General features: G+C 68.8%; 8 protein-coding genes. 4 read left to right on the forward strand and 4 right to left on the reverse strand.

The genetic code is table 11. The features are described 5' to 3' along the window. Nucleotides 1–2 precede the first annotated feature (2 nt). The 4 genes from FBY22_RS28780 to metH all read right to left on the reverse strand — a co-directional run bounded on the left by FBY22_RS28780 (nucleotide 3) and on the right by metH (nucleotide 8,120). Nucleotides 3–1,583, reverse strand: coding sequence for an ABC transporter substrate-binding protein (locus FBY22_RS28780; protein WP_142150805.1), 1,581 nt, complete (start codon nucleotides 1,581–1,583; stop codon nucleotides 3–5). Nucleotides 1,584–1,650: 67 nt separating this feature from the next. Continuing rightward, nucleotides 1,651–3,255: an ABC transporter substrate-binding protein gene (locus FBY22_RS28785; RefSeq protein WP_142150807.1), complete on the reverse strand. Its 1,605-nt coding sequence runs from the start codon at nucleotides 3,253–3,255 to the stop codon at nucleotides 1,651–1,653. A gap of 440 nt (nucleotides 3,256–3,695) precedes the next feature. Beyond that, the gene (locus tag FBY22_RS28790; RefSeq protein ID WP_142150809.1) at nucleotides 3,696–4,391 is read right to left on the reverse strand and encodes an HAD family phosphatase; all 696 of its coding nucleotides are present in this window, start codon (nucleotides 4,389–4,391) and stop codon (nucleotides 3,696–3,698) included. 207 nt (nucleotides 4,392–4,598) lie between these two features. Then, nucleotides 4,599–8,120 carry a methionine synthase gene (metH, locus tag FBY22_RS28795; RefSeq protein ID WP_142150811.1) on the reverse strand — a complete coding sequence of 1,174 codons (3,522 nt, stop codon included), beginning with the start codon at nucleotides 8,118–8,120 and terminating at the stop codon, nucleotides 4,599–4,601. 286 nt (nucleotides 8,121–8,406) lie between these two features. On the opposite strand from metH, the gene FBY22_RS28800 reads away from it, so the two are divergent. From FBY22_RS28800 to FBY22_RS28815, 4 genes are all read left to right on the forward strand, one after another. Next, on the forward strand, nucleotides 8,407–9,180 hold the full coding sequence (locus FBY22_RS28800) for an IclR family transcriptional regulator (RefSeq protein WP_142150813.1): 774 nt from the start codon (nucleotides 8,407–8,409) through the stop codon (nucleotides 9,178–9,180). A 391-nt stretch (nucleotides 9,181–9,571) separates the two neighbouring features. Further along, nucleotides 9,572–10,366: an MIP/aquaporin family protein gene (locus tag FBY22_RS28805; protein ID WP_058926320.1), complete on the forward strand. Its 795-nt coding sequence runs from the start codon at nucleotides 9,572–9,574 to the stop codon at nucleotides 10,364–10,366. Between the two features lie 48 nt (nucleotides 10,367–10,414). Beyond that, a complete protein-coding gene (gene glpK / locus FBY22_RS28810; RefSeq protein ID WP_142150815.1) occupies nucleotides 10,415–11,953 on the forward strand; it encodes a glycerol kinase GlpK in 1,539 nt (512 codons plus the stop codon). A 46-nt stretch (nucleotides 11,954–11,999) separates the two neighbouring features. Continuing rightward, nucleotides 12,000–13,616, forward strand: coding sequence for a glycerol-3-phosphate dehydrogenase/oxidase (locus tag FBY22_RS28815; protein WP_142150817.1), 1,617 nt, complete (start codon nucleotides 12,000–12,002; stop codon nucleotides 13,614–13,616). Nucleotides 13,617–13,654: the final 38 nt, after the last annotated feature.

The following is a 13,654-nucleotide window of genomic DNA, read 5'->3' on the forward strand; positions in this document are numbered from 1 at the left end:
CGTCAGCTCTTGCTGAGCTCCCAGAAGCGGAAGACCGTCGAGGCGTCGAGGCAGTACTCGAGGCCGTAGACGTTCTCGCGGGTGACCGCGTACTGCTTGGCCTGCCAGACCGGGAGGACGGGCAGCTGCTGGGCGACGATGTCCTGCAGCCTGGCGTAGTCGTTGTCGGTCGCGGCGCGGTCGCTCTCGGCGGCGGTGCGCGGGATGAGCGTGCCGGTGATCGTGTCGTTGCGGTAGTTGTTGCTCAGGACGTTGCCCTTGCCGAAGAAGGGCGCGGTGAAGTTGTCGGCGTCCGGGTAGTCCGGCACCCAGCCCTTGACGTACACGCCGTACTTGCCCTTGGCGATGTCCTTCTCGTACTGGTCGAAGGCCACGGACCTGACGTCGGCGGCGAACAGGCCGCTGGCGTTGAGCTGTCCGGCGATGGCCTTGAGCTCCTGGTCGGTGGCGGGACCGTAGCGGGAGGGGGTGGACCAGAGGGTGAGCTTGACCTTGCCGGTGATGCCCTCGTTCTTCAGGGCGGCGGCGGCCTTGGCCGGTGAGGGGTTGGCGCCGTAGGTGTCGAAGAACGCCGTGTTGTGGCCGACGATGCCGGCCGGGATGATCGAGTAGAGCGGGGTGGCCGTGCCCTCGTAGACGTTCTTGATGAGGGCGTCGCGGTCGAGCAGGTAGGCGATGGCCTTGCGCACGCCGAGCTTTCCGGCGACCGGGTCCTTCATGTTGAAGACCAGGTGCTGCACCTCGGCGCTGCTGCCCTCGACGACCTCGGTGGTGGCTTTGTTGTCGGCGTTCTGCAGGTCGGCGATGTCGCCGGCGCTCAGGCCCCGGTAGGCGATGTCGATCTCGTCGTCCTGGAGGGCGTGCTTCAGCTTGGCCTGGTCGCCGTGGAAGAACTTGAGCGTGACGCCGGAGTTCTTGACCTTCGCGGTGCCCTTGTAGTTGCCGTTGACCGAGAAGACGGCCTTGTCGTCGCCGAAGGAGTCCAGCTTGTAGGGGCCGGAGCCGACCGCCTTGCCGTCCTTGCGGAGCTTGTTCCCGTCGTACTCGTTGCGGTCGACGATGGAACCGGCACCGGAGGCGATCTTGCTGGGGAAGGTGGCGTCCGGTTCCTTCAGGTGGAAGACGACCGTCTTCGCGTCCGGCGTCTCGATCTTGCCCAGCATCGGGAACATGATCGCCGGACCGGCGTCGTCGTTGATCTTCAGCAGGCGGTCGAAGGAGAACTTGACGTCCTCGGAGGTGAGCGCGTCACCGTTGCTGAATTTCAGGCCGTCCTTGAGCGTGCACCGGTAGACCTTGGTCGCGGTATCGGTGAAGTCGCACGACCGGGCGGCCTCGGGCACCGGCTCGGTGCCTCCGTTGGGGAAGGCGAGCAGCGACTGGAAGACGTTGTTGAACAACAGCCAGGAACCGGGGTCGTAGCCGGAGGCGGGGTCGGTGGCCAGGACGTCGTCGGACATCCCCATGACCACGGAGGGCCCGGTGCCCCCGGAATCGCCGTTGTCCGCGCCGCAGCCGGTCAACAGGCCGGAGGCCAGCCCCGCCACTATGGGCAGGACCGGCCACTGGTTGCGCATGTTCACAGCATGTGCCTTGTCGTCGGTATCGGGACCCCGGGGCCACCGTCCCCGGGCCCCGGGCGCGAGGAGGTCAGCCGCTCACGCCACGGCCGAGCTCCCAGAGCTGGAGGGTCGAGGAGGAGTTGAGCGCGTACGCGGTGCCCGTGACGTTGTCCCGTGCTGCGACGTACTGCTTACCCTGCCACAGCGGGATGATCGGGACGTCTTCGGCGACGAGGTCCTGGATCGTGGTGAGGTCGGAGCCGGCGGCCAGGCGGTCGGCCTCACGACGGGAGTCCGGGATCAGGGTGTTGATGATCCGGCTGTTCCTGTACGGCAGCTTCAGGAAGTTGTCCGTGTCGAGGAACGGCGCGAGGTAGTTGTCGGCGTCCGGGAAGTCGGGGAACCAGCCCATGCCCCAGACGTCGTACTGGCCCTTGCGCTCGGCCGGGACGAACTTGTCCCACTTGGTGCCCTGGATGCTGACGTCGAACAGCCCGCTGTCGTTGAGCTGCTGCTGAAGGATCTTGAACTCCTTCGCGGTGGCCGACCCGTAGTGGTCGGTCGTGTAGTGCAGCGTCAGCTTGACCGGGGTGGTGATGTTGGCGCTGGTCAGCAGGGCCTTGGCCTTGGCGGTGCTCGGGTCGCCGTACTTGTTGAAGAACGAGTTGGAGTGGCCGGTGATGCTTGCCGGGACCAGCGAGTAGAGCGGCTCGGCCTGGGTGCCGTAGACCTTGGAGACGAGTTCGCCGCGGTTGATCAGCTGGGCCATCGCCTTCCGGACGGCCTTGTCCTTGACCGACTTGGCATCGGTGTTGAAGGCGAGGTAGCGGATCTCCAGGCCGGACATCTCGACCAGATCCTCGTTGTCGCTCGTGCTCACGGACAGCTTCTGGATCTGATCGGGCGACATGGTGCGGGTCATGACGTCGATGTCATCCTTGTCCAGGGCGGCGCCCATGGCCGCCGCGTCCGGGTAGGACACCATCTGGACCTTGGAGTTGTTGACCTTCAGCGTCCCCTCGTAGTTGGGGTTCTTGGTGAAGGTGGCGGTGACGATCGCGTTGTTCTTGACGTCGGTCGACAGGGTGTAGGGGCCGGAGCCGTCGACGTCGAAGCCGTCGCGCAGCTTGTTCTTCTCGTAGTCGTCGGGGTTGACGATGCCCGCGACCGGGGTCGACAGCTTGTACGGGAAGGTGGCGTCGGCGGTCTTGAGGTGGAAGATGACCTGGTTGTCACCCTGCGTCTCGACGGTGTCGATGGTGTTCAGCAGGGCGGACACGCCGGAGTCGGCCTTGATGGCACGCGCGCGGTCGATGGAGTACTTCACGTCGGCCGCGGTGATCTTGTCGCCGTTGGCGAACTTCAGACCGTCGCGCAGGGTGCACGCGTAGCGCTCGTTGCCGCTGTCGGTGAAGCCGCAGCTCTTGGCGGCCTCGGGCACCGGGTCGCCCTCGCCCTTCGGCTGGATCATCAGGGTCTGCACGGTCTGGCGCAGGATGTTCCAGGTGCCGACGTCGTAGGCGTAGGCCGGGTCCAGGGGTGCCGGGGCGGCCTTCGTCGCGGTGAACGTGTCGGTGGTGCCGACCTTGATCGCGTTGCCACCATCGCTGCCGCTGTCGGAGCCGCCACAGGCGGCGAGCACGGGCGCGAGCAGGCCGACGACGGCCGGCAGCACCAAAGTCTTGCGGTTCATGCTCGTGTTTCTCCAGAGCTGTTCAGGTCCGTGTAACCGGCATGCAGGGGTGTCGCTGCGGCACACGGGGGTAGGGGCGACGGTTCTCGCGACGAGATTAGTCCGCACCAGCACGAGGGTTCGCGGTCACCGGAGTTGAGATGCCATCACGCAGCGAAACCGGGCGTGGACACACCGAAAACCCGACAGCGGAAGGATTAGTGCAGCTTTCCATCAATCGGGACACAAGCACCCGCCGAAGTCCCGGGAAAGGGCATGCGCAGCACAGCGGGCCGCACCTGTCGACCCCTTGACGCGTGGGGAACCTCACACATCAACAACGGGGTGGACCACCGGAATTCGGCCATCCGCACGGGTTCGAATTCCCTCGCACACCCGCGCCGGAATTCCCCGGCCTATCCGCGCCGCACGGTGCGTGAACGGCCGACGCATTTCCGTCATCAGCGGGTGATCAGCCCGCGCAGAAATGCCAGGTCGACCTCTTCGAGGGAGCTCACCACGGTCCGCCGCTCGGCGGGCGTGATGGGGGCCACCGAGGGGACCGCCACGACGTGGCAGCCGGCCGCCTCGGCGGCGGCGACACCCGTCGCGGTGTCCTCGACGACCGCGCATCTCGCCGGATCCACGCCGAGTCCGGCGGCAGCGACCAGATAGGGGTCGGGATGCGGCTTCGTGCGCCGCACCTCGTCGCCCGCGACCGACAGGGCGAAGTGCTGGGAGCCCAGCGAGGAGAGCACCCGGTCGATGATGCGCCGGTGGGAGGCCGAGACCAGGGCGGTCGGGATCTCGTACTCGGAGAGTTCGGCGAGCAGCCGCGCGGCGCCCGGCATCAGCGGCAGGGCCTGGCCGATACGCTCCTCGAAGCCCTGGTTGAGCAGCACCGAGACCTCGGCGAGGGTGATGTCCGCGCCCGTGGCCTCGATCAGGAACCCCGCGCTGCGGGTCATGGGACCGCCGACCACGACATGGCGCCAGGAGTCGTCGAGGGTGTGGCCCAGGGCGGCGAAGATCTCGACCTCGACGTCCCACCAGAAACCCTCGGTGTCCACAAGGGTGCCGTCCATGTCGAGGAGCACGGCCTGCAGGGCTGAGCCTTCGGCCGTACGGGTTCCGAGCGCGGGGACCGTACTTGTCATCCGGGCGCACCTCCTTGGGGGACGAGCAGGCCGGTTCCCGCGCGGGGAACCGGCCTGCAGTGGACCGACCAGTGTACGTCGCCCGGCGCCGAAGCGCCTCGTTTAATCGGCGCGCCGCGGGGCACACCGTGTATACGCCGGGGGGCGCTGTGAGCTGCGCTTTCGCGCCTGTCGTGGGCGGGTTCAGCGAGCGTTGTCGTGGCGGCTTCAGCGGGCGTTGAAGTACTTCGCCTCCGGGTGGTGGATCACGATCGCGTCCGTGGACTGCTCGGGGTGCAGCTGGAACTCCTCGGAGAGCTGGACGCCGATGCGCTCGGGTTCGAGCAGGTCGGCGATCTTGGCCCGGTCCTCCAGGTTCGGGCACGCCCCGTAGCCGAGGGAGAAGCGCGCGCCCCGGTACTTCAGGGCGAACATGTCCTCGATGTCGCTGGGGTCCTCCCCGGCGTAACCGAGCTCCGAACGCACGCGCGCGTGCCAGTACTCGGCGAGGGCTTCGGCCAACTGCACGGACAGGCCGTGCAGTTCGAGGTAGTCGCGGTAGGCGTTGGCCTCGAAGAGCTTCGCGGTCCGCTCACCGATCTTCGAGCCGACGGTGACGACCTGGAGGCCGACCACGTCGGTCTCCCCTGCCTCTTCGGGGCGGAAGAAGTCGGCCAGGCACAGGCGGCGGCCGCGTCGCTGGCGGGGGAAGGTGAAGCGGGTGCGTTCGTTGCCCTGCTCGTCCAGGATGATCAGGTCGTCGTCCTTGGACACGCAGGGGAAGTAGCCGTAGACGACGGCCGCTTCGAGCAGGTTCTCGGTCTGCAGCCGGTCCAGCAGGCCGCGCAGCCGCGGCCGGCCCTCGGTCTCGACGAGTTCCTCGTACGTCGGCCCCTCGCCGGTGCGTGCCTGCTTCAGTCCCCACTGGCCCTTGAACAGGGCGCCCTCGTCCACCCAGGAGGCGTACTCCTTGAGCTGGATGCCCTTGATGACGCGGGTGCCCCAGAACGGCGGGGTGGGGATCGGGTTGTCGGTGGCGACGTCGGAGCGGACGTGGCCCTCCTCCGGGCGCTCCTCGACCTCGACGGCCGAAGTGGCCCGCACCCGGCGCTGCTTGAGCTCGGGCAGCTTCGCGCCGGGCACGCCCCGCTTGACGCCGATGAGGGCGTCCATCAACCGCAGGCCCTCGAACGCGTCGCGGGCGTAGCGGACTTCGCCCTCGTAGATCTCGTACAGGTCCTGCTCGACGTAGGCGCGGGTGAGTGCGGCGCCGCCGAGGATGACGGGGTAGTCGGCCGCAAGTCCTCGCTGGTTGAGCTCCTCCAGGTTCTCCTTCATGATCACGGTGGACTTCACCAGGAGACCGGACATGCCGATGACGTCGGCCTTGTGTTCCGCGGCCGCCTCCAGGATCGCGGAGACCGGCTGCTTGATGCCGAGGTTGACCACGTTGTAGCCGTTGTTGGACAGGATGATGTCGACGAGGTTCTTGCCGATGTCGTGCACGTCGCCGCGCACCGTGGCCAGCACGATGGTGCCCTTGCCGGCCTCGTCGCCCTCGACCTTCTCCATGTGCGGTTCGAGGTGGGCGACGGCGGTCTTCATGACCTCGGCGGACTGCAGCACGAACGGCAGCTGCATCTGGCCGGAGCCGAACAGTTCGCCGACGACCTTCATGCCGTCCAGGAGGGTGTCGTTGACGATGTCCAGGGCGGGGCGGTCCTGGAGGGCCTCGTCGAGGTCGGCCTCCAGGCCGTTGCGCTCGCCGTCGATGATGCGGCGCTTGAGGCGCTCCTCCAGCGGCAGGGCGGCCAGTTCCTCGGCCTTGCCGGCCTTCAGCGACTTGGCGGTGGCGCCCTCGAAGAGCTGCATCAGCTTCTGCAGCGGGTCGTATCCCTCGCTGCGGCGGTCGTAGATGAGGTCGAGGGCCGTGGTGACCTCTTCCTCGGAGAACCGGGCGATCGGCAGGATCTTCGAGGCGTGCACGATCGCCGAGTCCAGGCCCGCCTTGACGCACTCGTCGAGGAAGACGGAGTTGAGCAGGATGCGGGCGGCCGGGTTGAGGCCGAAGGAGATGTTCGACAGGCCCAGCGTGGTCTGCACGTCCGGGTGGCGGCGCTTGAGCTCGCGGATCGCCTCGATGGTGGCCAGGCCGTCCTTGCGGGACTCCTCCTGACCCGTACAGATGGTGAAGGTCAGGGTGTCGATGAGGATGTCCGACTCATGGATGCCCCAGTTGCCGGTCAGGTCATCGATGAGCCGCTCGGCGATCTCGACCTTCTTCTCGGGGGTGCGGGCCTGGCCCTCCTCGTCGATGGTCAGCGCGATCAGCGCGGCGCCGTGCTCGCGGGCGAGCGTGGTCACACGGGCGAAGCGGGACTCCGGGCCGGCGCCGTCCTCGTAGTTGACGGAGTTGATCACCGCGCGGCCGCCGAGCTTCTCCAGGCCCGCCCGGATCACCTCGACCTCGGTGGAGTCCAGCACGATCGGCAGCGTGGAGGCGGTCGCGAAGCGGCCGGCCAGCTCCTCCATGTCGGCCACACCGTCCCGGCCGACGTAGTCCACGCACAGGTCCAGCATGTGGGCGCCCTCGCGGATCTGCTCGCGGGCCATCTCCACACAGTCGTCCCAGCGGGCCTCCAGCATCGCCTCGCGGAACTTCTTCGAGCCGTTGGCGTTCGTCCGCTCGCCGATGGCCAGGTAGGAGGTGTCCTGGCGGAAGGGAACGGTCTGGTAGAGGGAGGCGGCGCCGGGCTCGGGCTGCGGGTGGCGTTCGGTCGGCGCGAGATCGCGGACCCGCTCGACGACCTGGCGCAGGTGCTCGGGGGTTGTGCCGCAGCAGCCGCCGACCAGGGAGAGGCCGTACTCGCGTACGAAGGTCTCCTGGGCGTCGGCGAGCTCGGGCGCGCTCAGCGGGTAGTGGGCGCCGTCCTTGCCGAGGACGGGCAGGCCGGCGTTCGGCATGCACGACAGCCGGATACGGGCCTGGCGGGCGAGGTAGCGCAGGTGCTCGCTCATCTCGGCGGGGCCGGTCGCGCAGTTCAGGCCGATCATGTCGATGCCCAGCGGCTCCAGCGCCGTCAGTGCCGCGCCGATCTCGGAGCCGAGCAGCATCGTGCCGGTCGTCTCGACGGTGACGGAGACGATCAGCGGGACCTCGTAGCCGGCGGTCTCCATCGCGCGGCGGGCGGCGATGACCGAGGCCTTGGTCTGCAGCAGGTCCTGGGTGGTCTCCACGAGCAGGGCGTCGGCGCCGCCGGCGAGCAGGCCCTCGGCGTTTCGCTGGTAGGCGTCGCGGATGGCGGTGAAGGTGGTGTGGCCGAGGGTGGGCAGCTTGGTGCCCGGGCCCATGGAGCCCAGCACCCAGCGCTGGCGGCCGTCCCGGGCGCCGTACTCGTCGGCCGTCTCGCGGGCGATGCGGGCGCCGGCCTCGGACAGTTCGGCGACGCGTTCGGCGATGTCGTACTCGCCGAGGGCGGTGAGGTTGGCGCCGAAGGTGTTGGTCTCGACGCAGTCGACGCCCGCGTCGAAGTAGGCGGAATGCACGGAGCGGACGATGTCCGGACGGGTGACGTTGAGGACTTCGTTGCATCCTTCGAGGTTCTGGAAGTCCTCGAGGGTGGGCTCCTGGGCCTGGAGCATCGTGCCCATCGCTCCGTCGGCCACCACCACTCGGGTGGCCAGGGCCTCACGCAGCGCGGACGCACGGGCCCGGCTGTCGGCGGAAGGGGTCGGTGGCAACGAGGCCATGAAAGGGGCTCCCTTATGGTGCGACGGCTGTCGGCTTTGCGCGTTCCGTGGAACTCTCCGCGGTGGGCGCACCTGGCCAGAGTAACCGGGTGTGCCGTTTCGCGGTCAGGGCGTCCACGAGGCGGACCGGGATGGCCGACAGGTACCTGCGGGGAGACGCGTGACACAACAGGTGCCGTACGAGTATTAGCGGTGGGTCGGCATGGACCGGTAGTGTTCGACATTGCCGAACGGTGGCAACGACGACGTTACGTCGACGTTCGAAGGGGACGGAGGCAGTACGGCGATGGCACGGAACATCCAGTCGCTCGAACGGGCGGCCGCGATGCTGCGGCTGCTCGCGGGCGGCGAGCGGCGGCTCGGCCTCTCGGACATCGCCTCGTCGCTGAGTCTCGCCAAGGGCACCGCCCACGGCATTCTGCGCACCCTCCAGCAGGAGGGTTTCGTCGAGCAGGACGAGGCCTCCGGGCGTTACCAGCTGGGGGCGGAGCTGCTGCGTCTGGGCACCACCTATCTGGACGTCCACGAGCTGCGCGCGCGTGCCCTGGTGTGGACGGACGACCTGGCCCGCTCCAGCGGGGAGAGCGTGTACCTCGGCGTGCTGCACCAGCAGGGGGTGCTCATCGTGCACCACGTCTTCCGGCCCGACGACAGCCGGCAGGTGCTGGAGATCGGCGCCATGCAGCCACTGCACTCCACGGCCCTGGGCAAGGTGCTGTCGGCCTACGACCCGGTCGCGCACAGCGAGGCGATGGAGGCCGACCGCAAGCCCTTCACCGACCGCACGGTGTGCGAGGCGGAGGACTTCGAGCACATCCTCGACATCACGCGCGCGCGTGGGTACGCCGCCGACGTCGAGGAGACCTGGGAGGGCGTGGCGTCCGTCGCCGCGCCGATCCACGACCGGCGGCGGATGCCGGTGGGCGCGGTCGGCATCACCGGCGCCGTGGAACGGCTGTGCCGGGCCGAGGACAGGGACGCGCTGCGGCCCGAGCTGATCGCGGCCGTGCGGGACTGCGCCCGTGCGGTGTCGCGGGATCTGGGTGCCGGGCGGTTCTGAGCAAGCGGTACGAGGAAGCGGTACGACGAAGCCGTACGAGGACCGGGATGCGAGTGGCGCGTCCCGGTCCTACCCGTACCCTGACACAACGGACGTACCGCCTGGCCGGTACGCAGGGTGCTTGTTACTCCGCCGTACGCACCTGACCAGCAAGATCGACGACGCACGGCAATCAGTAACGATCGTGTTTTCGACAACGGAACTCTTGACGCACACGTGACGCCGAGGCGAGACTCCCGTCCATCGGTCGGCATTGTCGAACACCTACCGGCAATACGCGTTAGAGTGTGACAACGCCAAGGGCCGACACCGCTCTCACCCCCGAGGGCAGCTCGAACCTCCGGAGGGACCCGGGGTTCGGTCCCCTGGACGAAGGACAAAGGAGTCGCGGGTGTCCAGCTCCGACATCTTCATCGGCGAGACCATCGGTACCGCCATACTCATCCTGCTCGGCGGCGGCGTCTGCGCGGCCGTCACGCTGAAGGCCTCCAAGGCGCGCAACGCCGGCTGGCTCGCCATCACCTTCGGGTGGGGCTTCGCCGTGCTGACGGCCGTCTACACATCGGCGCCGCTGTCCGGCGCCCACCTCAACCCGGCCGTGACGCTCGCGCTCGCCATCAAGGACGGCGACTGGAGCAACGTTCCGGTCTACTGGGCCGGCCAGCTGCTGGGCGCCGCGATCGGCGCGACCCTGGTGTGGGTCGCCTACTACGGGCAGTTCCACGCGCACCTCACCGACAAGGAGATCGTCGGCGGCCCGGGTGCGCAGGCCACAACGGCCAAGGCCGTGGAGGCGCAGGAGAAGGGCGCGGGCCCGGTCCTCGGCGTCTTCTCCACCGGTCCGGAGATCCGTGTCGTCTGGCAGAACCTCGCCACGGAGATCATCGGCACCATCGTGCTGGTCCTGGCCGTGCTCACGCAGGGCCTCAACGACAAGGGCAACGGTCTGGGCACCCTGGGTGCGCTGATCACCGCGCTCGTCGTCGTCTCGATCGGTCTCTCCCTCGGCGGCCCGACGGGCTACGCGATCAACCCGGCCCGTGACCTGGGTCCGCGCATCGTGCACGCCCTCCTGCCCCTGCCCAACAAGGGCGGCTCCGACTGGGGGTACGCCTGGATCCCGGTGGTCGGTCCGCTGATCGGCGGCGCGATCGCTGCAGGCATCTACAACGTCGCTTTCGCTTAAAGCACCGGTAGAACGACCCCTTAACTCACGGAAACCCAGGAGCACACAGTGACCGACGCGCACACCGCCGGCCCCTTCATCGCCGCCATCGACCAGGGCACCACCTCCAGCCGCTGCATCGTCTTCGACCGGGACGGCCGTATCGTCTCCGTCGACCAGAAGGAGCACGAGCAGATCTTCCCGAAGCCGGGCTGGGTCGAGCACAACGCCAACGAGATCTGGACCAACGTCCAGGAGGTCGTCGCCGGGGCCATCCAGAAGGCCGGCATCACCCGTGACGACATCAAGGCCATCGGCATCACCAACCAGCGCGAGACGACGCTGCTGTGGGACAAGAACACCGGTGAGCCCGTCCACAACGCCATCGTCTGGCAGGACACCCGCACCGACGCCCTGTGCAAGGAGCTCGGCCGCAACGTCGGCCAGGACCGCTTCCGCCGCGAGACGGGTCTCCCCCTCGCCTCCTACTTCGCCGGCCCGAAGGCCCGCTGGCTGCTCGACAACGTCGAGGGCCTGCGCGAGCGCGCCGAGCGCGGCGACATCCTCTTCGGCACCATGGACACCTGGGTCATCTGGAACCTGACCGGTGGTGTCGACGGCGGCAAGCACTACACCGACGTCACCAACGCCTCCCGCACCATGCTGATGAACCTGCACACGCTGGAGTGGGACGAGAAGATCGCCGAGTCGATCGGCGTGCCGCTGGCGATGCTGCCCGAGATCCGCTCCTCCGCCGAGGTCTACGGCGAGATCAAGGGCGGCAAGCTGGGCGACCTGCTCGGCGGCATCCCGGTCGCCTCGGCGCTCGGCGACCAGCAGGCGGCCCTGTTCGGCCAGACCTGCTTCTCCGAGGGCGAGGCCAAGTCGACGTACGGCACCGGCACCTTCATGCTGATGAACACCGGCGAGAAGATCATCAACTCGTACTCCGGTCTGCTCACCACCGTCGGCTACCGCATCGGCGACCAGACACCGGTCTACGCCCTGGAGGGCTCCATCGCGGTCACCGGTTCGCTGGTGCAGTGGATGCGCGACCAGATGGGCCTGATCTCCACCGCCGCCGAGATCGAGACGCTCGCGCTCTCGGTCGAGGACAACGGCGGCGCCTACTTCGTGCCGGCCTTCTCCGGTCTGTTCGCCCCGCACTGGCGCTCCGACGCCCGCGGTGTGATCGCCGGCCTGACCCGGTACGTCACCAAGGCGCACCTGGCCCGCGCCGTCCTGGAGGCCACAGCCTGGCAGACCCGCGAGATCACCGACGCCATGACCAAGGACTCGGGCGTCGAGCTCGCGGCCCTCAAGGTCGACGGCGGCATGACGTCCAACAACCTGCTGATGCAGACCCTCTCGGACTTCCTGGACGCCCCCGTGGTGCGCCCGATGGTCGCCGAGACCACCTGCCTCGGCGCCGCCTACGCCGCCGGTCTCGCCGTCGGCTTCTGGACCAGCACCGACGACCTGCGCGCCAACTGGCGCCGGGCCGCCGAGTGGACCCCCCGCATGGACGCGGACACCCGCGACCGTGAGTACAGGACCTGGCTCAAGGCCGTCGAGCGGACCATGGGCTGGATCGAGGACGAGGGCTGACGAGCACCCCGCAAGCTCGCGGCTCAATGAGGAGTAAGAACCCGAAATGACCAGTCAGACCACCCTGCAGTCCGTGCCTGCCCTCGGTACGCACCCGGCCTCCGGCTCCAACCCGAGCCGCGCCGAGACCCGGGAGCAGCTCTCCAAGGCGTCGTACGACCTTCTCGTGATCGGCGGCGGCATCCTGGGCATCTCCACCGCCTGGCACGCCGCGCAGTCCGGCCTCAGGGTGGCTCTGGTCGACGCCGGCGACTTCGCCGGCGCCACCTCTTCCGCCTCCTCCAAGCTGCTCCACGGCGGTCTGCGCTACCTGCAGACCGGCGCGGTGAAGCTGGTGGCGGAGAACCACTTCGAGCGCCGTGCGGTCTCCCGCCAGGTGGCTCCTCACCTGGCGAACCCGCTCACGTTCTACCTCCCCGTGTACAAGGGCGGGCCGCACGGCGCCGCGAAGCTCGGGGCGGGCGTCTTCGCCTACTCCGCGCTCTCCGCGTTCGGTGACGGCGTCGGTCACCTGCTGTCGCCCGCGCGGGCCGCGCAGGACGTGCCGGAGCTGCGCACCGACAACCTCAAGGCCGTGGCCGTCTACGGCGACGACCAGATGAACGACGCGCGTATGGCGCTGATGACGGTCCGCGCGGCCGTCGAGGCGGGCGCCGTCGTCCTCAACCACGCCGAGGTGACCGGACTCCGGTTCACCCGGGGCCGCGTGACGGGCGCGGACCTGAAGGACCGTACGACGGGCGACGAGTTCGGCGTGAACGCCCGTCTGGTGCTGAACGCGACCGGCCCGTGGGTCGACCACCTGCGCAGGATGGAGGACCCCGATGCGGCGCCGTCGATCCGTCTGTCGAAGGGCGCGCATCTGGTCCTGAAGCGGACGTCTCCGTGGAAGGCCGCGCTGGCGACCCCCATCGACAAGTACCGCATCACCTTCGCCCTCCCCTGGGAGGACATGCTGCTGCTCGGCACGACCGACGAGGAGTTCGAGGGCGACCCCGCGGACGTCGCGGTCACCGAGAAGGACATAGCACAGATCTTGGACGAGGCCGCGTTCTCGGTCCGGGACCAGCAGCTGTCCCGTGACCTGATCACGTACTCGTTCGCGGGTCTGCGGGTGCTGCCGGGCGGCCCCGGCGACACGGCCAAGGCCAAGCGCGAGACGGTCGTCACCGAGGGCCGGGGCGGGATGCTGTCCGTCGCGGGCGGCAAGTGGACGACCTTCCGGCACATCGGCCGTACGGTCATGCAGAAGCTGGAGGCGCTGCCGGGCGCTCCGCTCGGTGACGACTTCGAGCCGATCGCCTCCCTGCCCAGGAAGCTGCCGCTGCCCGGTGTCGCCAACCCGCGCGCCGTCGCGCACCGGCTGCTGGTGGACAACCCGGCGCCGGGTCCGCGCATGGCCGCCGACACCGCCAAGCACCTGGCCACGCACTACGGTTCGCTGGCGTTCGACATCGCGCGGCTGGCGAACGAGAACCCGGAGCTGGGCCGGCGGGTCCACCCGGACGCCCCGGAGATCTGGGCGCAGGTCGTCTACGCCCGGGACAACGAGTGGGCCGAGACGCCCGACGACGTGCTGCGCCGCCGTACGACGCTGACGATCCGGGGCCTGGCCACGGACGACGTCCGCGCCAAGGTGCAGGACCTGCTCGACAAGAAGTGACCGACCACCGGCCCCCTCCCGACCGGGGGCCGGCACGG

The organism is Streptomyces sp. SLBN-31, assembly GCF_006715395.1.
Classification (GTDB): domain Bacteria; phylum Actinomycetota; class Actinomycetes; order Streptomycetales; family Streptomycetaceae; genus Streptomyces.